We start from the raw sequence: 22702 nt of genomic DNA, 5'->3' as shown, positions 1-22702 counted from the left end.
GACCAAAGGAAGGGGTCAGGGGCCGAGATAGGCGCGCAGCGCCGGGGGCGGGGCGGCGAGGAGGCTGGTGGCGGGGGCAGGCGGATGGGCGCGGCCCTCGGCCACCACGATCACCGAGTCGGCGGCGGCGCGGGCGTCGGCGGGGTCGTGGGTGACGAGGAGGACCGTCGCGCCGCGCGCGGTCAGGGTGTCGCGGGCGAGGGCCAGCATCTCGGATTTGAGCGCCGGGCCGAGGGCGCCGAAGGGCTCGTCCATCAGCACCAGGGGACGGTCCTGGAGGAGGACGCGGGCCAGCGCGGCGCGGGCCTGCTGGCCGCCGGAAAGCTGGGCGGGGCGGCGGTCCTGGAGGCCCGCGAGGCCGACGCGGGCCAGCGCCTCGGCCGCGCGGGCGCGGTCGGGCGCGCGGGGGCGGGGGGAAAGGCCGAGGGCGACGTTCTGGACGGCGGTGAGGTGCGGGAACAGGTTGCCGTCCTGGAACAGGATGCTGAGGGGGCGCTGGCCGGGCGGCAGGGGGGCGAGGTCCTGGCCGTTCCAGAGGACGCGGCCCTGGGCGGGCGGCAGGAAGCCGGCGATGGCGGACAGGAGCGTGGACTTGCCGCCGCCCGACGGGCCGAGGAGGGCGGCCCAGGTGCCGGGGGGCACGGCGAGGTCGGCGGTCAGGCGGAAGTCGCCCTGCGCGAGGGCGAGGCTGTCAAGGCGCAGCATCGGCGCGGCCCATGCGGTCGAGGATCCAGAACAGCAGCAGCGCCATGGCGGCGATGAGGAGGCCCACGCCGGCCGCCGCGTCCATGCGGTAGGCGCCCATCAGGCGGGCCATGAGGAGGGGGAGCGTGGTCTGGTCCTCCCCCGCGAAGAGGGCGATGACGCCGAGGTTGCCCACCGACAGCGCCGCCGCGAGGCCGCCCGCGAAGCCGAGCGCCGGGCGGGCGAGCGGCAGGGTGAGGCGGCGGAGGCGCGACGGGCCGGTGAGGTTCAGCGAATCGGCGAGGCGGCCGTGGCGGGACTCGATCTCGGCGATGGCGGGGGCGAGGGATCGCAGCGCGAAGGGGAGCGCGGCGAGGGCGTCGAGGAGGGCGGTCACGGGGAGGGCCAGGGTCGCGGGGGTGGTCAGGGGGCGGAGGATGAGGAGGAGGCCGGTCCCGAGGACCAGGGACGAGGCGGCGAGGGGGAGCGCGCCGGCCAGTTGCGCGAGGCGGCCGCCGTGGAGGGCCAGCGCGAGGGCGAGCAGCAGCGTCAGGGCCGAGGCGGCGAGGGCCACGCCCAGGGAGCGGAGGGCAGCGGGGCCGGCCTCGGGCGGCAGGTCGGGGAGGCCGGCGAGGCCGCGCCAGCCCGCGAGGCCGAGGGGCAGGAGGAGGAACAGCGCGGCGAGGGCGATCCAGAGGGCGTCGGCGGCGCGGCCCTTGGCGTCCCATCGCTGGACGGCGCGGCCCGGGCCCCCCTGCCCCATCGCTCCGGGCGCGAGGCGCAGCGCGAGGAGCGCCGCCGCGCCGCAGAGGGCGTATTGCAGGAGCGCGAGGCGGGCGGCGGTGGGGAAGTCGGCCTCGAAGCGGATGGCCTGGTAGATGGCGAGCTCCAGCGTCGTGGCGGCGGGGCCGCCGCCGAGGATGAGGGCGACCGAGAAGCTGGTGAGGCAGAGGGCGAAGATCGTAGCGAAGGCTCCGGGGACGGTGCGGGCGAGCATCGGTCGTTCGATGAGCGCCCAGACCGGGGCGTTCAGGGCGGCGGCGAGGCGGAACCGCTCGGCGGGCACGTCGAGCCAGCCTTGCAGCAGGAGGCGGGTGGCGAGGGGGAGGTTCAGGAAGAGGTGGGCGAGGACGACTCCGTGCAGGCCGTAGATGGAGACGGGGGGCAGGCCGAGCGCCGCGAGGGCGGCGTTGAGGAGGCCGTTGCGGCCGAACAGGGCGAGGAGGCCCATGACGGCGACGAGGACGGGGAGGAGAAAGGGCGCGCCCAGCAGGGTGATGAGCGCGCCCCGGCCGGGGAAGCGGCGGCGGGCGAGGGCTCGGGCGACGGGGATGGCGAGGGCCACCGACAGGCCGGCGGAGAGCGCGGCCTGGAGGAGCGTGAAGCGCAGGGCCGCCGCGTCCGCCGCGCCGAGCCCCCCCTCGCCCGACCGCAGGAGGAGGGGGACGAGCGGCCCGAGGCAGAGCGCCGCCACGAGGAGCGCGGCGAGCGTGCCGGGGCGGCGGGGCGGTCCCGTGCGGGCGCGCGTCCCCTGCCCCGCCCGCCGGAGCGCCATCGGGAGGGGACGCGGCGCCATCAGCGCGACAGCGCCGTGCGCCAGGCCTCGACGGCGGGGGCGCGGGCGGCCTCGGCCTCCTCGGGGGGGAGGTAGAGGGTGGTGGCGGGGCGGAGGGACTCGAAGCCCTCGGGCAGGCCCGTGGCGGGCGTGACGGCGGGATACATCCAGTTGGTCGTGGGGATGGCGGACTGGACGGGCTCGGTTAGCAGGGCGGCGAGGAAGCGGTCGGCGAGGTCGGGCTGGTCGGTGGAGGCGACCTTGGCCGCGACCTCGACCTGGAGGTAGTGGCCCTCGGCGAAGGGGAGGGCGCGGATGGTGGCGTCGTTCTCGGCCAGCAGGTGGTAGGCGGGGGAGGTGGTGTAGGAGAGGACCAGATCCGCCTCGCCTTCGAGGAAGAGGTTGTAGGCCTCGGTCCAGCCGGGGGTGACGGTCACGATGTTGTCCGACAGCGCCTCCCAAATCGCGGGGGCCTCGGCGCCGTAGGCGGCGTGGAGCCAGAGGACGAGGCCCAGGCCCGGCGTGGAGGAGCGGGGGTCCTGGATGACGAGGCTCGCGTCGCTGGCGGCCAGCGCGCGGAAGTCGGTCGGCGCGGGGCCGTCCGCGCGGCCGACGAGGGCGAACCAGCCCCAGTCGAAGGGGACGAAGGTGTCGTCGGACCACGCCACCGGCAGGTCGAGCGGGGCCGTCCCGGCGTGGGGCGCGAACAGGCCCGAGGCGCGGGCGGCAGCGACGAGGTTGGAGTCGAGGCCGAGCACCACGTCGGCCTCGGTCCCCTCGCCCTCCAGCCGGAGCTGGGCGAGGAGCGCCGCGCCGTCGCCGGCGGCGACGAGGCGGAGGTCGCAGGCGCAGTCGGCCTCGAAGGCCTGCTCGATCACCGGGCCGGGTCCCCATTCGCTGAGGAGGCTGTCGTAGGTCAGCACGGTCAGGACGGGCTTCTCCTGCGCCAGGGCGGGCGCGGCGAGAAGGGCTGCGAGGGCGGCGGCGGTCTTCATGGGTTCGTCCTTTGCATGGCGGACGAACGAGGCCCCGAGGACGGCCACCTTCCCTCCGCCGGTATTAGCCGGTTCAGGTTCGACGGGTTCGCGGATCGCATCTCAGCCCGTGACCGGGCACCCCGAGGTGGCACGGAGCATAGCCGCGCGGCGGGCGGTCGCAAGGGGGTCCGCGCAGGCTCGGCAGCCGGGGCGCGAGGGGCTGGCCGGGGAGAAGGGCGTATTTGGGCCAAGTTGAAGGGGTGCCCTCTCAACTTGGCCCAAATACGCATCTTGCGACCGGGGGGCCGGCGGTGCGGCGGGGGTTTCCGGGGCGGGGGGACCGGCCTAGGTTCCCGCCCGCCAATGCCACGGAGAGATCGCATGGAATACCGCCGCCTCGGGAAGTCGGGCCTTCAGGTCAGCGCCCTCTCCTTCGGGTCCTGGGTGACCTTCGCCAAGCAGGTGGACACCACCCTCGCCAAGGAGCTGCTGACGGCGGCCTACGACGCGGGGGTGAACTTCTTCGACAACGCCGAGGGCTACGAGGCCGGGCAGTCCGAGGTGGTCATGGGCCAGGCGCTCAGGGAGCTGGACTGGCCGCGCGAGACCTGGGTCGTGTCGTCCAAGGTGTTCTGGGGCGGGTCCAAGCCCACGCAGCGGGGGCTGTCGGCCAAGCACGTCACCGAGGCCTGCCACGCGGCGCTGCGGCGGTTGCAGGTCGATCACCTCGACCTCTACTTCTGCCACCGGCCCGACATCGACACCCCCATCGAGGAGACGGTGCGGGCGATGGACAACCTGATCCGGCAGGGGAAGGTGCTGTATTGGGGCACCTCGGAATGGTCGGCGCAGCAGATCACCGAGGCGCACCGGGTCGCCCGCGAATGGCGGATGACGCCGCCCACCATGGAGCAGCCGCAATACAACCTCTTCGAGCGGGTGAAGGTCGAGGGGGACTACGCGCCGCTCTATGACACTTATGGGCTCGGGACCACGATCTGGTCGCCCCTCGCGTCCGGGCTGCTGACGGGAAAGTACAACGACGGCATCCCCGAGGGGAGCCGCGCGGCGCTGCCCGGCTATGAATGGCTGCGCGAGATCTTCGAGGGCGAGAAGGGCAAGCGGCGCATCGCCCAGATCCGCGAACTCCAGGGGATCGCGGACGGGCTCGGGATCAGCCTCACGCACCTCGCCATCGCGTGGTGCCTGCGGAACCCGCGCGTCTCGACCGTGATCCTGGGGGCGTCGCGGCTGTCGCAGTTGCAGGACAACCTCGCGGCGGCCGAGGCGGTGGGGAAGCTGACCCCCGACGTCATGGAGGCGATCGAGGGCGTCGTGAAGAACCGGCCCGCCGAGCCGCAGCGGTTCTTCTGAGGCGAGGCTGCCCGTTGTCCTGGCCCATCCCGTCCCGGAGAGGTTCGGGGCGGCGCGGTGCGGTCGAGGCGGCGGGGCACGAGGTCCGCGCGCCGGTCCTCCATGCCGAGGGCGTCGACCCGGTGATGGGGCGGCGGAGAAGGCGGGCGACGACGCGGCCTCGCTCGATGCCCTGCTGGCCGCCAGCAGCCCAAGGCCGCGTGGCTGGCCGGGATCGGTGACGGACGGGGCGCCACCACGGCGTGCCGGCGCGGCAGACGACCGTCGCGATGGACGAGGGGCGGGCTCGGGCCGCTGGTCCTGTCCGCGCGCCCAGCGACGCCCGCGGTCCGAGTCCCCCAGGACCGACCGCGCCGGCCTCCCTCGCGGCGCCCGCGCGGGCGAGGGTGGCGACCAAGGGGGCGGCGTGCCTCCCGAGGCCTGCCCGGACCGATCGAATCGGGCTGCCTCCGGCAGGTCGCACCGCGCAGATCCGGTCCCGTCCGGCGGGGGACGACCCGTCGGTGCCGGGCGAGGCAGGCAGGCGCCGCGGCGGAGGGCGCCGATGGTCCCGCATCGCCTGCCGGGCCGCCCGGCCCCGCCCGCAGGGGCGCGAACCAGGCTTGCCGCCGCCGCCCTCAGGCGACCATCGCCTCCGCCGCCCGCAGGTCCACGCTCACGAGCTGGCTTATCCCCCGCTCGGCCATCGTCACCCCATACAGCCGGTCCATCCGGGCCATCGTCACCGCGTGGTGCGTGATGACCAGGAACCGCGTCTCCGTCTCCCGCGCCATCGCCTCCAGCAGGTCGCAGAACCGCCCCACGTTGGCGTCGTCGAGCGGCGCGTCCACCTCGTCCAGCACGCAGACCGGCGCGGGGGCCACCAGGAACACCGCGAAGATCAACGCCAGCGCCGTCAGGGTCTGCTCGCCCCCGGACAGCAGCGAGAGCGTCCCCAGCGTCTTGCCCGGCGGCTGCGCCATGATCTCCACCCCCGCCTCCAGCGGGTCGTCCCCCTCCACCCAGGCCAGCCGCGCCTCGCCGCCCCCGAACAGGAGCCGGAACAGCCGCCCGAACTCGGCGTTGACGCGCCCGAAGGCCTCGCGCATCCGGTCGCGCCCCTCGCGGTTCAGCTCGCCCAAGGCGCGCCGCAGCTCCGCCACCGCCTCGGACAGGTCGGCGGCCTCGCGCAGCAGCCCGTCCTGCTCGGCCCGCAAGGCCGCCGCGTCCTCCTCGGCGCGCAGGTTCACCGCGCCCAGGCCGTCGCGCCGCTTCCGCAGCGCCTGAAGCTCCGCGTGAAGCGTCCCCTCCGACGGCAGGTCGGCGGGGCCGCCGAGCGAGTCCAGCAACTCGCGCGGGGACTGGTCCTGCTCCTCGCGGATGCGGGCCGTTGCCGCTGCCGCGACCTCCGCCGCCGCAGCCCGCGCCACCTCGGCGCCCGCCCTTGCCTCGCGCGCCCGGCCCGCCTCGCGCTCCGCCGCCCGCTCGGCGTCCTGCGCCGCCCGGAGCGCCGCCTCGGCCCCGGCCAGCGCCGCCTCGGCCTCCTCCCGCACCGAAAGCGCCTCCTCCAAGGCGTCCTGCACCGCCTCGGCCCGCTCCGCGATCTCGGCGGGACGCTCCCGCGCCTTGGCCAACTCCTCGGCCAGCCGACCGGCCCGCGTCGCGAGGTCGCGCGCCCGCGCCGCCGCTGCCTCGCGCCGCCCGCTCCAGAGCCCCTCCTCCCGCGCCACCTCGGCCCGCCGCCGCGCGCGCCCCGCCGCCGCCCGCCGCTGGTCCTCCTCGGCCCCGCGCGCGGACAGGAGCGCCGCCCGCGCGGCGTTCGCCCGCGTCTGCGCCTCGGCCACCAGGGCCCGCGCCGCGCCGGGATCCTCCAGCCCCGCCCGCGCCGTCCGTGCCTCCACCAGCGCCGCCGCCGCCACCTCGGCCGCCGCCCCGGCCCGCGCCCGCGCCTCGCGCGCCGCCTCGCCCTTGGCCCCGGCGAGCGCCCGGTCGGCCTCGGCCTTCCCGGCGGCCCGCGTGGCGGCCTGCGCCTGCGCCTCGGCCGCCCGCCGCTCGGCCCGCGCCGCATCGGCCCGCGCCTGCGCCCCGGCCAGCGTCCGCGCCGCCCGCTCCTGATCCGCCCGCGCGGTCTCCACCGCCTCCTGCGCGGCCTCGGCTTCCGCCTCCAGAACCGGAAGCCGCGCCGCCCGCCGCAGCGCCTCGGCCTCCTGCGCCGCCTCCGCCGCGTCCGCGGCCCGCTGCCGGAGCCCGTCCCAGCGCCACAGGTCCCCCTCGCGCGTCACCAGCCGTTGCCCCGGCCGCAGCGCCGCCCAGAGCGCCGGGGCCGCGTCGGCCTCCACGAGCCCCACCTGCGCCAGCCGCCGGGCCAGTTCGGGCGGGGCCTCGACCAGCGCCGACAGCGGCACCACCCCCTCCGGCAACCCCGGCGCATCCCCATAATCCGGCAACCGCACCCAGCCCGATCCGTCTCCCTCGGCCAGCGCCGCCCTCAGATCGCGCCCCAGCGCCGCCGCGACTGCCGCCTCCAGCCCCTCGGGCACCCGCAGCCCCTCGCCGACCTGCCCCCTGCGCGAGCCGTCCGCCGCCACGAGCCGTCCCAGCGCCCGCGCCTCGGCCACCAGCCCCGCCGCCCGCGCCTGCGCCTCGGCGACCACGGCCCGCGACCGCGCGTCGGCTTCCCGCGCCGGGGCCAGTGCCGCCTCGGCCCGCGCCAGCGCCTCCTCCGCCGCTTCCAGCACCGCTTCGGCCCGCTCCCGCGCCTCGGCCGTCGCCTCGCCCTCCGTTTCGGCACGGGCCAGCGCCGCCTCGGCCTCGGCCAGCGCCGCCGCCGCCCGCGTGGCCTCCGCCCCCGCCCGCTCCCGCGCGCCCGTCAGATCCCGGAGCCGCCGCTCCGCCGCCTCGACCTCGGCCAGCATCCGCGCCGCCGCCTCGGTCGCCGCCGACAGGTCCGCCTCGGCCGCGCGCAGCGCCCGCCCGGCCGCTTCCGAGGCCGCCGCCGCCTCGGCGATCCCCGCCTCCTCGCCCTCGCCCGCCGCCTCCAGCCGCTCCGCCTCGTCGCGCAGCCGCTCCAGCGCCTCGACGGCCTCGCGCGCCAGACCCGCCTCGCGTTCCTCGTCGCGGCCCAGGTCCCGCGCGGCGGTTTCGAGCTCCATCACCCGCTGCGCCGCCCGCCGCGCCTCGCCCGCCAAGGCCTCCCGTTCGGCCCGGAGCCGCGTCGCCCGCTCCGCCGCCTCCGACTCGCGCGCCCGCAACGGCGGCAGCGCCGCCTCCGCCGCCTCCCGCGCACCTTCGGCTCCGCGCGCCGCCTCCTCCGCCCGCGCCGCCAACCCCGCCCGGACCCGCGCCTCCCCCTCGGCCGCCGCGAGCGCCGCCGCCGCCGCCTCCCAGGCCCGCCACAGGAGCCGCCCCTCGGCCAACCGGATCGCCGCCGCGACCTCCCGGTAGGTCCGGGCGTTGCGCGCCTGCCGCTCCAGCCCCCGCAGCCGCTCGGCCAACTGCCCCGTCACCTCGCCCAGCCGCTGGAGGTTCGCCTCGGCCGCCCCGAGCCGCTGCGACGCCTCGCCCCGTCGCGCCTGGAGCCCCGCCACCCCCGCCGCCTCCTCGATCACCCGCCGCCGCGCCTGCGGCCGCGCGCCGATCAGCTCGCTGATCTGCCCCTGCCGCACCAGCGCCGGCGACTGCGCCCCCGAGGCCGCGTCCGCGAACATCGCCTGCACGTCCCGCGCCCGCGCCTCCCGGCCGCCCAGCCGATAGGCCGACCCGCCGTCCCGGGTGATCCGCCGGACCAGCTCCGTCTCCGTCCCGTCCCTCTCGAAGTGCAGCGCCACCTCGCCCCAGGGCCGCGGCCCCCGCCGGGCGGTGCCGGCGAAGATCACGTCCTCCATCCCCTGCCCGCGCATCTGCGTGGGCCGCGTCTCGCCCATGACCCAGCGCAGCGCCTCCAGCAGGTTCGACTTGCCGCAGCCGTTCGGCCCCACCACGCCGGTCAGCCCCGGCGCGATGGACAGCTCCGTCGGGTCCGCGAAGCTCTTGAAGCCGTTCAGCCGCAGCCGCGTCAGGCGCATGGGACCTCCCTCGGGGACGGGGAACCCTTCGGGACGCCGGGGCGCCCTGTCAACCGCCGCATCCCCGCGACCCCCCGTCGCAATCGCGCTTGACCGCGCCCGGCCCCGCGCCCACAACGGACCCCGCATGGTTCCCCCACGCGCCGCCCCAGGCGGCCGGGGACGAACAGGGAATGCGGAAGGGGCCGACCCAGTCCGGGGGCCCCCGCCCGCAGCCGCCCCCGCGACTGTCAGCGGAGAGCGCCCGCCGATCACGCCACTGGGCCCCGGCCCGGGAAGGCCGGCGAAGCGCCACGACCCGCGAGCCAGGAGACCTGCCATGCGCGACGAAACGCCAACCCCGTCGGTGGGACGGGAGCAGGAGAGACGACCATGCACATCGAACCGGGACTCGTCGCGGGCGCCAAGCTCGCCCTCGGAGCCATCACCGCCGCCGGCGCCCTCGGCGTCACCGCCAAGCTCGCCTGGGAGGGCGTCCGCGACCGCGGCCTCCCTTCGCTGGCCGCCCGCGCCGCCGCCGCGACGGCGCTGACCTTCGGCTTCTTCCAGGTGCTGCCGCACTACCCGGCCGGCGTCTCCGAGGTGCACCTCATCCTCGGCTCCACGCTCTTCCTCGTGTTCGGCGCCGCGCCCGCCGCGCTCGGCCTCGCGCTGGGCCTCCTGCTGCAAGGGCTGTCCTTCGCGCCCGCCGACCTGCCGCAATACGGCATGAACGTCACCACGCTGCTCGTGCCGCTGTTCGCCGTCGCCGCGCTGGCCCGCCGCGTGATCGCCCCCCGCACCCCCTACACCGACCTCTCCTATGGCCAGGTCCTCGCCCTTTCCACCGCCTACCAGGGCGGCGTGGTGGCCTGGGTCGCCGTCTGGGCCGTCTGGGGCCAAGGGTTCGCCGCCGTCCCGTCCATCGCGACCTTCGGGGCCGCCTACCTCCTCGTCATCGCGATCGAGCCGCTGGTGGACCTCCTCGTGCTCGGCGCCGCCAAGGGCCGGCGCAACCTGTCCCGCGCCGGCCTCGTGACCCCGCGCCTGCACCACCCGGCCTGATCCCCACCTCCTCGACCCGACACGGGCGGCCCCTCATCCGGGCCGCCCCTCGCCATTCAAGGGACTCCCCCATGCCCGCCAAGATCCCCGCCACCGTCGTCACCGGCTTCCTCGGCTCGGGCAAGACGACGATGATCCGCCACCTCCTCGACCACGCGAACGGCCGCCGCATCGCCCTCGTCATCAACGAGTTCGGGGAGACCGGCGTGGACGGCGACCTCCTCCAGGGCTGCTGCGCCCCCGGCGACATCATCGAGCTGTCGAACGGCTGCATCTGCTGCACCGTGGCCGACGACTTCCTCCCCACCATGGAGAAGCTGCTCGCCCGGCCCGAGCCCTTCGACCACATCGTGATCGAGACCTCGGGCCTCGCCCTGCCCCAGCCGCTCGTGCGCGCCTTCGCCTGGCCCGGCATCGCCACCCGCGTCACCGTGGACGGCGTGGTGACGGTCGTGGACGGCAAGGCCGTGGCCGAGGGCCGCTTCGCCGAGGACGAGGAGGCCATCCAGGCCCAACGCGCCGCCGACGCCTCGCTCGACCACGACTCCCCGCTGGCCGAGCTGTTCGAGGACCAGCTCGCCTGCGCCGACATGATCGTGCTCAACAAGACCGACCTGCTCGACGCCGCCGAGGCCGAGGCGGTGGCCGCGCGACTGAGCGCCGAGGCCCGCCCCGGCGCCCGCATCCTCCGCGCCCACAAGGGCGCGCTCCCCCTCGACGTGCTCCTCGGGATCAACGCCGCCGCCGAATCCGACATGGCGACCCGCAGCGCCCCCCACCACGACGCCGAAGACGATGACCACGACCACGACGAGTTCGAGTCCTTCGCCCTCGACCTCCCCGAGGTGGCGGACATCCCCGCCCTGACCGCCCGCCTGCGCGCCGCCATCGCGACGCACGACATCCTCCGCCTCAAGGGCTTCGTCGCCGTCGCCGGCAAGCCCCTGCGCCTGACCGTCCAGGCCGCCGGCCCGCGCATCGAGACCTACTTCGACCGCCCCTGGGGCACCGCCCCCCGCGTCTCGCGCCTCGTGGTGATCGGCGAGGCCGGGCTCGACCGCGCCGCCATCGAGGCCGCGATCCGGGGATGACGCTCACGGTTCGACCGGCGGACCCCCGCTCCGGGGAGGGCCGCGCCCTCCTCGGCCAAAGCCACGCGCTCCTGTCGTCGCTCTACCCGCCCGAGCACAACCACTACCTGTCCGTGGACGAACTCGCGCAGCCCCACATCGACTTCTGGATCGCCGCCGCCGGCGACCAGCCCCTCGGCTGCATCGCCCTCGCCCGCCTGGGCGACTACGGCGAGGTCAAGTCGATGTTCGTGGCCCCCGCCGCGCGCGGCCAGGGCGTCGGCGCGGCGCTCCTCGCCACGCTGGAGGACCACGCCCGCGCCCATGCCCTTCCCGTCCTGCGGCTGGAGACGGGCGACGACCTCTTCCCCGCCCACCGCCTCTACCGCCGCCACGGCTTTGCCGACTGCGGCCCGTTCGGCGACTACGAGCCCGGCCCGCACTCCGTCTTCATGGAAAAGCGGCTGTGAGCGACGGCCCCGCAGGGCGGGCTTCGGCCCGCCACGCGACCCTGCCCCATGGCGACCCCATGCCCGACCGGGCCTGGCGGGCTGAACCCCGCCCTACGCCGTCCCGGCAGCGCGGGACTTCGGTAGGGTGCGCTTCAGCGCACCACAGCCGGGCCGTCCATCGGGGATGGTGCGCCGAAGCGCACCCGACAGCCCCCGCGCCTTCGTTATCCCTGCCCTTCGGCGCCCTCGTCCTTCTTCCCGAGATTCGCCTTCATCCGCTCCAGCAGCGCCGCCTTCTCGGCCTTGCGCCCGAAGGGGTTCGCCGGCCCGCCGGGCTCGTTGTGCTCGCGGTGGGGCGGGCGGTTCTTCTGCGGCTTGCCGCTCTTCTGCTTGCTGTAGTCGGCCATCTTCGCCTCATGATCCGGGGCGACAGGCTTGCCCCGCCCCGCCGATATAGTCCAGAGCCCTCCTGATGCATCTCCTCGCCGCCACCCCCGGCGCGCTCGACACCGGCGCGCAGCCCGTCGATCCCCGTCAGACGCCCGCCGACCTGGTGGTCCTGTCGGCGGCCGACTCCGAGCTCGCCCTCCTTTCCGCCGCCCACGGCGACACGCCGGACTCCCCAAGCCTGCGTCTCTGGAACCTCCGCCACCTCGCGCACCCGCTCTCCGTGGACCTCCACGTGGACCAGTGCGCGCGCAAGTCCCGCCTCGTCGTCGCCCGCATCCTGGGCGGCCAGGGCTACTGGCCCTACGGCCTCGCCCAATATTCCGCCGCCCTCCACGCCGCCGGCGTCCCCTTCGTGGCGCTGCCCGGCGACGACAGGCCCGACGCCGAGCTGCGCGCCCTGTCCACCGTCCGCGACGCCGACTACGCCGCCCTCTGGTCCACTCTGGTCGAGGGCGGGCTGGAGAACGCCCGCCGCTTCCTCCTCCACGCCCGGTCCATGCTCGACGGCACGGACCCCCCGCCCCCCGCCAAGCCCCTCCTGAAGTCCGCGCCCTTCTGGCCGGGGATCGGCGAGACCGACCTCGCCACGATCCGCGAGAACTGGACCCCCGGCGCCCCCATCGTCCCCCTCGTCTTCTACCGCGCGCTGATGCAGTCCGGCGCGACCGCCCCCGTCGCCCACCTGACCCGCGCCCTGCTGCGGCAGGGCCTCAACCCCCTCCCGGTTTACGTCGCCTCGCTCAAGGACCCGCTCTCCCGCGCCACCCTCGCGGCGCTGTTCGCCGACGCCCCGCCCAGCGTCATCCTCAACGCCACCAGCTTCGCCGTCGGCACCCCCGCCGACCCCGGCGACAACCCCCTCGCGGGCACGGGGGCCAACGCCGCCCCCGTCCTCCAGGTCATCTTCTCCGGCTCCAGCGAATCGCAATGGGCCGAAGGCACGCGTGGCCTCTCCGCCACCGACATCGCCATGAACGTGGCCTTGCCGGAGATCGACGGCCGCCTCCTCACCCGCGCGGTGTCGTTCAAGGACGAGGCCCACTTCGACGACGCCACCCAGTGCCCCATCGTCACCAACACCCCCAAGGCCGACCGCATCCGCTTCGTGGCCGACCTCGCCGCGAACTGGGCGAGGCTTCGCGCCGCCGCGCCCGCCGACCGCAAGGTGGCGCTGGTCCTCGCCAACTACCCCAACAAGGACGGCCGCCTCGCCAACGGCGTCGGCCTCGACACCCCCGCCTCGACCGTCCACGCCCTGACGCTCCTGCAGGATGCCGGTTACGCCGTGGACCCGCCGCCCGACGCGACCGCCCTGATGGCCCGCCTCCTCGCCGGCCCGACCAACTGGCTCCCCGACCGCAAGGACAGGCAGGGCGGCGAGCGCCTGCCGCTGCCCACCTACCGCCGCTGGTTCGACGCCCTCCCGTGGGAGACGAAGCTGGCCGTCACCGACCGCTGGGGCCCGCCCGACGCCGACCCCTACCTCGACGGCGACTCCTTCGCCCTGTCGATCCACCGCTTCGGGAACGCCGTCGTCGCCCTGCAACCCTCGCGCGGCTACGACATCGACCCCAAGGCGACCTACCACGCCCCCGACCTCGTGCCCCCGCACCACTACCTCGCCTTCCATCTCTGGCTCCGGGACACCTTTGCCGCCCACGCCCTCGTGCACATGGGCAAGCACGGCAACCTCGAATGGCTCCCCGGCAAGGCCGTCGCCCTCTCCGCCGAGTGCTGGCCCGAGATCGCCTTCGGCCCACTGCCGCACCTCTACCCCTTCATCGTCAACGACCCCGGCGAGGGCACGCAGGCCAAGCGCCGCGCGCAGGCCGTCATCCTCGACCACCTGACGCCGCCCCTGACGCGCGCCGAGACCTACGGCCCCCTCCGCGACCTCGAAGTGCTGCTCGACGAGCTCGCGCAGGCCCAGACCACCGACCCCCGCCGCGCCGACCACCTTCGCCGCGAGATCGTGACGCTCGCCGCCGCCACCGGCCTCGCGCAGGACGCCGGACTCTCGGATCAAGGCGACATCCAGAAACTTGACGCGTGGCTCTGCGACATCAAGGAGGCGCAGATCCGCGACGGCCTGCACGTCTTCGGCCAGTCCCCCACGGGCCCCCTCGCCCGCGATCTCGCCCTCGCGCTCGCCCGCGTCCCGCGCGGCGACAGGCCGTCCCTGCTCCGCGCCCTCGCGCAGGACCTCGCCCTGAACTTCGACCCCCTCGCCCCCCACATGGCCGCCCCATGGCAAGGCCCCCGCCCCGCCGCGCTGAACCTCACGGACGATGCGTGGCGCACCGAGGGCGACACCGTCGAACGCCTCGAACTCCTGTCCATCGCCCTCCTCGACGGCCCCGCCTCCGCGCCCGGCCCCGCCAGCACGGCGGTCCTCCACGAACTCCGCGACACCCTGCTCCCCCTGATCGAAGCCTGCGGCCCCGCCGAATCCGCCGCCCTCCTGACGGCGTTGGACGGCCGCGCCATCCCCCCCGGCCCCTCCGGCGCCCCGACAAGGGGCCGCCCCGACGTCCTTCCCACGGGGCGCAACTTCTTCTCCGTGGACGCCCGCGCCCTGCCCACCCAGGCCGCCTGGACCTTGGGCCGCGCCAGCGCCGAACTCCTGATCGAGCGTCACCTCCAGGACCAGGGCGACTACCCCCGCGCGCTCCTCCTCACCGCCTGGGGCACCTCGAACATGAGGACCGGCGGCGACGACATCGCCCAAGGCCTCGCCCTCCTAGGCGCGAGGCCCACATGGGAGCCGATGTCCGGCCGCGTCACCGGCTTCGACATCCTGCCCCTGTCGCTCCTCGGCCGCCCCCGCGTGGACGTGACGCTCCGCATCTCCGGCTTCTTCCGCGACGCCTTCCCGCAGCTTGTCGCCCTGTTCGACAGCGCCGCCCGCGCGGTCCAGTCGCTCCCCGAGCCCGACGACCAGAACCCCGCCGCCGCGCGCGCGCGGGCCGGGGAGTCTCAGGCCCGCGTCTACGGCTCCAGGCCCGGCGCTTACGGGGCCGGCCTCCAGGCCCTCATCGACGAACGCCTCTGGTCCACCCGCGACGACCTCGGGGCCAGCTACCTCGACTGGGGCGGCTACGCCTACGGCGCGCACGCGGAAGGCAAGCCCGACCGCGACGGCTTCGCCACGCGCCTGCGCCACGCGGATGCGGTGGTCCAGAACCAGGACAACCGCGAGCACGACCTCCTCGACTCCGACGACTACTACCAGTTCGAGGGCGGGGCGCTGGCCGCCATCGAGACGCTGAAGGGCCAGCCCGTCCCCGCCTACCACAACGACCACTCCCGCCCCGAGCGCCCCGTCATCCGCACGCTGGAGGAGGAGGTCGCCCGCGTCGTCCGCTCCCGCGTCGTCAACCCGAAATGGATCGCCGGCGTCCTGCGCCACGGCTACAAGGGCGCCTTCGAGATCGCCGCGACGGTGGACTACCTCTTCGCCTTCGCCGCCACGACCCACGCCGTCCGCGACCACCACTTCGACGCCGTGGAGGAGGCGGTGCTGGCCTCCGACGAGGTGCGCGACTTCCTCGCCACCCACAACCCGAGCGCCCTGCGCGAGATCGCCGACCGCCTGTCCGAGGCCATCGACCGCGGCCTCTGGCGCCCCCGCTCCAACTCCGTCCGCGCCCGCCTCGACGCCGCGCGCGGCGGCCCCCGTCCCGACGCCGCCCCCCTCCTCCCATGACCGGGATCCGCCCCGCCGCCCCCTCGCCCGAGGTCCGCGACCGCATCCTCGCCGTCATCGTCGCGGCCGCGCAGGAGGCCCGCCTTCCCTTCGCCCCCGAGGAGATCGCCCTCGAAGCCTGGGACGGCCCCCGCTGGCAGGGCGGCCTCACCGCCCGCATCACCCAGCGCTGGCTCTTCCTCCACCTCCTCGCCGTCGCGCCCGAGGCGAGGGGCCAGGGCGTCGGCACGGCCCTCCTCCGCGCCGCCGAGGGGCACGCCCGCGCCCGCGACTGCCTCGGGGTCTGGCTCGACACCTACAGCTTCCAGGCCCCCGGCTTCTACGCGAGGATGGGCTTCCAGGAGGTCGGCCGCATCCCCGACCACCCGCCCGGCGCGGCGCGCGTCTTTCTCGCCAAACGCCTCGACGGCCGCCCCGTCGCGGGCGACGCCGCCCCCGCCCCCGAGGCGGCCCGCCGGGCCGAAAGGCTCCCCGGCCGTTAACGCGATCTTGACCGTTCAGCCCGATCCTCGCCGCGAACCGGACGGGAGGTCCCATGCGTCGCGCGTCCTTGCTGGTCCTGGCCCTGGGCCTCGCGGGCTGCGACACGCCCTCCGCCGGCTTCGTCGGCACGGAGCCGGTGCCCGTCCGGATCGGGCCAAGCTCCTTCGACATCCGCGTGAAGGGCGACCGGGCCGAGGCGATCCGCACCAACACCGAGGTCGGCTCCACCTTCGCCTCCATCGCCCCCCGCGCCGCCCTCGCCATGGAGCAGGCGAGCGGGTGCAAGGTCGTCCCCACCACGGTCGAGGGCGACGCGTCCATGGTCCGCGCCACCCTCGGATGCCCGCCCGTCCGCAAGGCTGGACCGTGATGGCCGGATAGCCGGACTCGTCCAGCGCCGGATCGGTGTTGGCCGCCGCGACGGCGCCGATGATGGTGGCCCCCAGAAGCCCGGTCCCCACCGCGTTGTCGGAGCGCGGGGCCGCCGTCAGGTTGAACGCATCGACGGTCACCGAGCCCGACAGGCCGCTGGCCTCGCACCGGATGAACAGAGCGGGCGAATCGGGGCCGTGATCCGGCACGCCCAGGTTGGCCGGGGTCGCAAAACTTGCCGTGTAGAGGCCGGTGTCCAGCACGCAGGCCGCGCCCGTGATCTCGGACGACCCATCGCCGTCGAGGTTGCCGAAGGCCCGGACCTGCACGGTCTCCTGGCCCCGGACGCGCGGCACCGGGTTGCCGGCGGTCCGGTCGCGGGCATAGACGTGGTTCCGACGGCGGCCGCGCGCTCTTGGCCGCGACCAAGGAGGACGTTTGGGTGATCCGGCCCCGCTCGCAGCCGGCCAGGACGACGAGACCGGCAACCATCGATGGAGCCACCTTCGCGGCATGAGAACCGACAGCCGCCCCGACCTCCGTCCACGGCGACGCGAGGGGCCACCTTGACCGGGTCAGCCGGCGCGGTCACGCGAAGCCGGCGACAGCCCGTGGCCTGACCCCATCCGTTCGACAGGACCGACCCCTTGACCCCGCCCCGCCGCCTCCTCCCCGCCGACCCCGCCCTGCCGCAGGTCCTCCCCCTGATCCGCACAGCCTTTGCCGAGCTGGACGGCGTCATTGACCCGCCCTCCTCGCTCCACCGCATGACCGAGGCCGACCTCCTCTGCCTCGCCACCGAGGGCGAGGTCTGGGCCACGGGCGACCCGCTCGTGGCCGTCGTCATCCTGTCCCCGCGCCCGGACGCCCTTTACGCCGGCCGCCTCGCCGTCCACCCCGCCCACCGCCGCCAGGGCCACGCCCGCGCGCTCCTCCGCCTCGCGGACGCCCGCGCCCGCGCCTGGGGCAAGCCCCGCGTCACCCTCGGCTGCCGGGTCGAGCTTTCCGCCAACCACGCCCTCTTCCGCGCCGAGGGCTTCGCCGAGACCCACCGCGAGACGCACGAAGGCCACGCCCGCCCCACCTCCGTCTGGTTCGAGAAGCGCCTTTCCCCCCAGGAGACCCCGCCCATGCCCGCCGACACCCCCGACGCCCCCGAGCCCGACGACGCCCGCCACGCCGAGAAGATGGCCAAGAAGAAGGCCGCCCGCGACAAGATCATGGCCACCAAGACCGAGGAGCGGGGGCTGGTCATCGTCCACACCGGCAAGGGCAAGGGGAAATCCTCCGCCGCCTTCGGCATGATCTTCCGCTGCATCAGCCACGGGATGCCCTGCGCCGTCGTCCAGTTCATCAAGGGCGCCATGTCCACCGGCGAGCGCGACCTGATCCAGGCCCACTTCGCCGACCTGTGCGAGTTCCACGCCATGGGCGAGGGCTTCACCTGGGAAACGCAGGACCGCGCCCGCGACGTGGCCGCCGCCAGCCGCGCCTGGGACAAGGCCAAGGCCCTCATCCGCGACCCCGCGCACCGCATGGTCCTCCTCGACGAGATCAACATCGCGCTGCGCTACGACTACATCCCGCTCGACGAGGTGCTGGCGTTCCTGCGCGACGAGAAGCCCCCCACGACCCACGTCGTCCTGACGGGCCGCAACGCCGACCCCCGCCTGATCGAGGCCGCCGACCTCGTGACCGAGATGGAGCTGGTCAAGCACCCCTTCCGCTCCGGCGTGAAGGCGCAGCCGGGGGTGGAGTTCTAGGGGCGACGCCACGCCCGAGCCATCGCCGCGCCCGCCCGTACCTTCGTAGGGCGGGGTTCACCCCGCCATGCCCGGCCCGGACCGGACCGGACCACCCCCGGTCCGCTCCAGCCCATGGACCCCGCCGGCATGAAGCCTCCGCTCCCACCCGGCCAACCCGTTCCGGGACCAGGGAAACCGCTCGGACGCCTCGTCCCGTCGAGGTCCGGCCCCGGACCCCGGCGCGACCGCCTGCGCCCTCTCCGGGTCCGCGCCGGGATTCCGGCACGGGGCCGATCTCGCCTCCGCGCCCCAGACAGCAGGGAGGCCAAGGAGGCCGCTCACGGTGGACGCGGGGCCAGGGCGCCCGCTTCGGGGGGGCCTCGATCTGGAGGCGCTACGGCCATCTCGGGGTGACGCTCCTCCTGGTCCTGGCCTCGCCCGCCGGGCACGGGTGGCTGGGCTGGACCGCCGACCTGGACGAGCAGCGGACCCATGGCCTGCCCCCGGACCTGTCCGGCTACCGCGCCGAGATGGGCCGCGACCCCCTGGAGAACCGGCAGTCCGAGTTCCTCCAGCGCATCTGGCGGGTCTCGGGCCTGGCCGTCCTCCTGCACGTCGGCTCGCCGCAACCGCGCGAGGAGGACGAGCGCCTGGAGGAGAAGCTCGACGCCGTGCTGCGCGCGCTGAGCCCCGAATCCGCCGACCGCGTCATCGCCGACCTCGGCGCCCGCTTCGACCGGACCTGAGCCGCCCCGCGACGGACGCCGCGCGCCGCCCGGCCCGGCCAGCCGCCCCTCCCCGCAGGGCGGGCTTCGGCCCGTCACCCGGCGCGACGCTGGCGGGCTGAATCGCACCCCCCACCCGGAGGCGCCCGGAGCCGCCCGGCGCGTCCTCCCCCTTGCGTCACCCTCCCCCTCCCGCCCGCGCCCGCGCGCCCTCCGCCGCCCGCGCGCGCCCCGAATCACCCGCCCCCTACCACGCCCTCGGGGGGCGTTGCGCGACAGGGCCACGCAACGCCCGTTGCTGTCAGGCCCCGTTAACCCCCCTCCGGCATCCTCCCCCCAAGCGCCCGCCACGGCTCCCCCGCCACGGGCCCCCCGCCACGCCCGCACAGGAGAGCCACCCCATGCCCCTCGACCACGCCGCCACCGCCGCCACCGCCCACGATCCCGCCTCCCACGACCCCGCCTCCCCCTACACCGCCTCCCCCTACACCGCCCAGGAGCTCGCCCTCCTCGACGCGCCCCTGCCCTCCCCCCACCAGCCCAACCGGCTGGCCGAGATCCTGCGCGGCCGCCCCGCCCGGGCCCCCTTCGGGAGCCGCCGCATCCTCGACCCCCGCACCGAGGACCAGGTCGCCCGCTCCTTCACCCAGCGCCGCGTCTACGAGGAGGACGGCTACCACTTCCCCCGCCACCCCGACCGCCCCCGCGTCCCCCGCCTCCTGCGCCCCCTCCACCCCGAATGGGCCAGGGAGGACGACGCCCGCGGCGCGGCAAGGCAGGCGGAGGCGCAGGCGCCCGCCGCGCACGCGGACGACGCGCCCGCGCCCGCCGCCCCGGCTCCGGGTCCGGCTCCGGCTGCGCCCGCGCCCGAACCCATCGCAGCCGCGCCCGCCCGCCCCCGCGCGGCTGGACGCGTTCGCGCGCTTCCCCTAAAGACCTCGCGATCCCAAGGAGGCGACCCGATGTCCCCCGACACCCGCACCGACTCCGTGGCCCCCGACTACAAGGCCACGCTGAACCTGCCCGAGACCGCGTTCCCCATGCGCGCGGGCCTCCCCGAGCGGGAGCCGCAATGGCTCGCCCGCTGGGCGCGGATCGGCGTCTACGACCGGCTGCGGGACAAGGCGGCGGGCCGCGCCCCCTTCACGCTGCACGACGGCCCCCCGTATGCGAACGGGCACCTCCACATCGGCCACGGGCTGAACAAGGTGCTCAAGGACATGGTGGTCCGCTCCCAGCAGATGATGGGCCGCGACGCCCGCTACATCCCCGGCTGGGACTGCCACGGCCTGCCCATCGAATGGAAGATCGAGGAGCAGTATCGCGCCAAGGGCCTCGACAAGGACGAGGTTCCCGTCGTCGCCTTCCGGCAGGAATGCCGGAAGTTCGCCGAGTCCTGGGTGGACGTCCAGCGCGAGGAGTTCCAGCGCCTCGGCATCACCGGCGCCTGGGACCGCCCGTATCTGACGATGGACTACCACGCCGAGGCCGTCATCGCCGGCGAGTTCCTCAAGTTCCTGATGAACGGCTCGCTCTACCAGGGCTCCAAGCCGGTCATGTGGTCCCCCGTCGAGAAGACGGCGCTGGCCGAGGCCGAGGTCGAATACCACGACACGACCTCGCACCAGATCTGGGTGCGGTTCCCGGTCGTGGACGCTAGAAACGTTTTGGCGCTGAGCGACGAGACGTTCCAGAATCTCGACTCGCGAGAGGCGAGTGACTCGATCGAGAAAAATGCCAAAGAGCTTGTTGGGGCGTCAGTCGTCATCTGGACTACCACGCCTTGGACGATTCCTCAGAACCGTGCTGTCGCTTTCGGAAGCAGCCTTAGCGATCATTACGGCCTCTATGAGGTCGCCGTTGACCTGCCCGAACACCCCTTCGTCAAGAAGGGTGAGAGGTTCATTCTCTTCGATGGGCTGGCTCAGAAAGTCTTTGAGCAGACTAAGATCCCGGCCTCAGCGGTAACTTACCACAGGCAAGTTATGCCTGCGGAATTAGAGTTGCTCACCCTCGCCCACCCCTTCAGGGAGATCGAGGGCGGGAACGGCGAATGGGACTACGACGTCCCCCTCCTCCCCGGCGACCACGTCACCGAGGACGCCGGCACCGGCTTCGTCCACACCGCGCCCAGCCACGGCGATGATGATTACAAGCTGGGCATCGAGCACAATCTTGAAATGACCTACAATGTCATGGAGGATGGAACCTACCGTGACACGCTGCCCATCTTCAAAGGCGCAGCAATCATCCGTCCTGATGGAAAATGGGGACCGGCCAATGGCATGGTCATCGAAAAATTGCGAGAAGTCGGCGCTCTTTTTGGGCACGATCCGCGATTCCGTCACAGCTACCCCCACTCGTGGCGCTCCAAGGCCCCGCTGATCTACCGCAACACCCCGCAATGGTTCGCGGCCATCGACAAGCCGCTCTCGGACGGCAAGGGCGACTACGGCGACACGATCCGCGCCCGCGCGCTCAAGTCCATCGAGGAACTCGTCACCTTCACCCCCGTTTCGGGCCGCAACCGCCTGCATTCCATGATGCAGGCCCGCCCCGACTGGGTGCTGAGCCGCCAGCGCGCCTGGGGCGTCCCCCTCACCTGCTTCGTGAAGCGCGGGGCCAAGCCCACGGACCCCGACTTCCTCCTGAGGAACGAGGAGGTCAACGCCCGCATCGTCGTCGCCTTCGAGTCCGAGGGCGCGGACGTCTGGTATACGGACGGCTTCAAGGCGCGCGTCCTCGGGACCATCGTGAACCCCGACGACTACGATCAGGTCTTCGACATCCTCGACGTGTGGTTCGACTCCGGCTCCACCCACGCCTTCGTCCTGCGCGACCGCGAGGACGGGAGCAGCGACGGCCTCGCCGACCTGTATCTGGAGGGCACCGACCAGCACCGCGGCTGGTTCCACTCCTCGCTGCTCCAGGCCTGCGGCACCCTTGGCCGCGCGCCCTACCGGGGCGTGCTGACCCACGGCTTCACGCTCGACGAGAAGGGCATGAAGATGTCCAAGTCGCTGGGCAACACCGTCGCGCCGGGGCAGGTGACCAAGGACTACGGCGCCGACATCCTCCGCCTCTGGGTGGCGCAGTCGGACTACACCGCCGACCTCCGCATCGGCCCCGAGATCCTGAAAGGAACGGCGGACAGTTACCGCCGTCTCCGCAACACCATGCGGTTCCTGCTGGGCAGCCTCGGCGACGTGACCGCCACGGACCACGTCGGCCCCGAGGCGATGCCCGAGCTGGAGCGCTGGGTCCTCCACCGCCTCGCCGAGCTCGACCGGACGGTGCGCGAGGGCTACGCCGCCTACGATTTCCAGGGCGTCTTCCGCGCGGTCTTCGAGTTCGCGACCGTGGACCTGTCGGCCTTCTACTTCGACATCCGCAAGGACACGCTCTACTGCGACGGCGACACGCCGCGCCGCCGCGCCGCGCGCACGGTCCTCGTCCACCTCTTCGACCGCCTGACCACCTGGCTCGCGCCCATCCTGGTCTTCACCATGGAGGAGGTCTGGCTGGAGCGTCACCCGGGCGAGGACTCCTCGGTCCACCTCCGGGACTTCCCCGAGACGCCGGAGACGTGGCGCGACGACGCGCTGGCCGCCAAGTGGCATTCCATCCGCGCCGCCCGCCGCACCGTCACCGGCGCTCTGGAGAAGCAGCGCACCGCCAAGGTCATCGGCGCGAGCCTGGAGGCCGCCCCGACCGTCCACGTCTCCGCGCCGCTGGCCGAGATGCTGAAGGGCACGGCCTTCGACGACCTCTGCATCACCTCCGGCATCGCGGTCACCACCGATCCGGCACCCGAGGGGGCGTTCCGCCTGCCGGACGTGCCCGACGTGGCGGTGGCCTTCGCGCTCGCCGAGGGCGACAAGTGCCAGCGCTGCTGGAAGATCCTGCCCGACGTGGGCACCCACGCCCATGCCGGCACCTGCGCCCGCTGCGACGAGGCGCTGGCCGGGCTGGCGATCCCGGCCTGACCTCGCCTCCGGCCCCTCGGAGGGGGCCGGGGGGCC

General features: G+C 74.6%; 15 protein-coding genes, 1 pseudogene and 2 riboswitches. Of the genes and pseudogenes, 11 read left to right on the top strand and 5 right to left on the bottom strand.

Annotated elements, in window-relative coordinates:
* Positions 1-15 precede the first annotated feature (15 nt).
* Genes J2Z33_RS09935 through thiB form a run of 3 tightly spaced genes read right to left on the bottom strand, consistent with a single transcriptional unit; the run spans position 16 to position 3234 of the window.
* A complete protein-coding gene (locus tag J2Z33_RS09935) occupies positions 16-705 on the bottom strand; it encodes a thiamine ABC transporter ATP-binding protein (protein WP_209840388.1) in 690 nt (229 codons plus the stop codon).
* The gene (locus J2Z33_RS09930) at positions 692-2239 is read right to left on the bottom strand and encodes an ABC transporter permease family protein (RefSeq protein ID WP_209840489.1); all 1548 of its coding nucleotides are present in this window, start codon (positions 2237-2239) and stop codon (positions 692-694) included. The genes J2Z33_RS09935 and J2Z33_RS09930 overlap by 14 nt, the downstream gene beginning before the upstream one ends.
* Before the next feature lie 20 nt (positions 2240-2259).
* Positions 2260-3234 (bottom strand): thiamine ABC transporter substrate binding subunit, encoded by a 975-nt coding sequence (thiB, locus tag J2Z33_RS09925; protein ID WP_209840386.1) that lies wholly within the window; start codon positions 3232-3234, stop codon positions 2260-2262.
* A 33-nt stretch (positions 3235-3267) separates the two neighbouring features.
* A riboswitch (TPP riboswitch) is annotated at positions 3268-3369 on the bottom strand.
* 228 nt (positions 3370-3597) lie between these two features.
* Between thiB and J2Z33_RS09920 the strand changes: the two genes are divergently transcribed.
* The gene (locus tag J2Z33_RS09920; protein ID WP_209840384.1) at positions 3598-4590 is read left to right on the top strand and encodes a potassium channel beta subunit family protein; all 993 of its coding nucleotides are present in this window, start codon (positions 3598-3600) and stop codon (positions 4588-4590) included.
* A 617-nt stretch (positions 4591-5207) separates the two neighbouring features.
* Here J2Z33_RS09920 and J2Z33_RS09915 read toward each other — a convergent pair.
* A complete protein-coding gene (locus tag J2Z33_RS09915) occupies positions 5208-8633 on the bottom strand; it encodes a chromosome segregation SMC family protein (protein ID WP_209840382.1) in 3426 nt (1141 codons plus the stop codon).
* A gap of 111 nt (positions 8634-8744) precedes the next feature.
* Positions 8745-8969: riboswitch (cobalamin riboswitch) on the top strand.
* Positions 8970-9005: 36 nt separating this feature from the next.
* On the opposite strand from J2Z33_RS09915, the gene J2Z33_RS09910 reads away from it, so the two are divergent.
* From J2Z33_RS09910 to J2Z33_RS09900, 3 genes are all read left to right on the top strand, one after another.
* Positions 9006-9677 (top strand): energy-coupling factor ABC transporter permease, encoded by a 672-nt coding sequence (locus J2Z33_RS09910; protein ID WP_209840380.1) that lies wholly within the window; start codon positions 9006-9008, stop codon positions 9675-9677.
* Positions 9678-9748: 71 nt separating this feature from the next.
* Complete coding sequence (gene cobW / locus J2Z33_RS09905; RefSeq protein ID WP_209840378.1) at positions 9749-10768, top strand: cobalamin biosynthesis protein CobW; 1020 nt, start codon at positions 9749-9751, stop codon at positions 10766-10768.
* Positions 10765-11217: a GNAT family N-acetyltransferase gene (locus J2Z33_RS09900; RefSeq protein ID WP_209840375.1), complete on the top strand. Its 453-nt coding sequence runs from the start codon at positions 10765-10767 to the stop codon at positions 11215-11217. Before cobW ends, J2Z33_RS09900 begins: the two co-directional genes overlap by 4 nt.
* A gap of 206 nt (positions 11218-11423) precedes the next feature.
* Here J2Z33_RS09900 and J2Z33_RS09895 read toward each other — a convergent pair whose 3' ends face one another.
* Positions 11424-11606: a hypothetical protein gene (locus J2Z33_RS09895; protein WP_209840373.1), complete on the bottom strand. Its 183-nt coding sequence runs from the start codon at positions 11604-11606 to the stop codon at positions 11424-11426.
* A gap of 65 nt (positions 11607-11671) precedes the next feature.
* Here J2Z33_RS09895 and cobN point away from each other — a divergent pair, with 65 nt between their 5' ends.
* From cobN to ileS, 7 genes and pseudogenes are all read left to right on the top strand, one after another.
* Complete coding sequence (gene cobN / locus J2Z33_RS09890; protein ID WP_209840371.1) at positions 11672-15355, top strand: cobaltochelatase subunit CobN; 3684 nt, start codon at positions 11672-11674, stop codon at positions 15353-15355.
* Positions 15352-15837 carry a GNAT family N-acetyltransferase gene (locus J2Z33_RS09885; protein ID WP_209840369.1) on the top strand — a complete coding sequence of 162 codons (486 nt, stop codon included), beginning with the start codon at positions 15352-15354 and terminating at the stop codon, positions 15835-15837. The genes cobN and J2Z33_RS09885 overlap by 4 nt, the downstream gene beginning before the upstream one ends.
* Before the next feature lie 53 nt (positions 15838-15890).
* On the top strand, positions 15891-16208 hold the full coding sequence (locus J2Z33_RS09880) for a hypothetical protein (RefSeq protein ID WP_209840367.1): 318 nt from the start codon (positions 15891-15893) through the stop codon (positions 16206-16208).
* A 769-nt stretch (positions 16209-16977) separates the two neighbouring features.
* Positions 16978-17241 (top strand): annotated as a pseudogene (locus J2Z33_RS18335) (GNAT family N-acetyltransferase); the annotation flags it as partial.
* A gap of 99 nt (positions 17242-17340) precedes the next feature.
* A complete protein-coding gene (gene cobO / locus J2Z33_RS18330; protein ID WP_245218755.1) occupies positions 17341-17973 on the top strand; it encodes a cob(I)yrinic acid a,c-diamide adenosyltransferase in 633 nt (210 codons plus the stop codon).
* 392 nt (positions 17974-18365) lie between these two features.
* Entirely contained in the window at positions 18366-18701 is a 336-nt protein-coding gene (locus J2Z33_RS09870) for a DUF6766 family protein (protein WP_209840363.1), read from the top strand.
* Positions 18702-19642: 941 nt separating this feature from the next.
* Positions 19643-22666, top strand: a complete 3024-nt coding sequence (gene ileS / locus J2Z33_RS09865; RefSeq protein WP_209840487.1) for an isoleucine--tRNA ligase — start codon at positions 19643-19645, stop codon at positions 22664-22666.
* The last annotated feature ends 36 nt before the right edge of the window (positions 22667-22702 follow it).

This window comes from Rubellimicrobium aerolatum (assembly GCF_017872975.1).
Lineage (GTDB): Bacteria > Pseudomonadota > Alphaproteobacteria > Rhodobacterales > Rhodobacteraceae > Rubellimicrobium > Rubellimicrobium aerolatum.
This window is presented reverse-complemented; position numbering and strand designations above follow the sequence as displayed.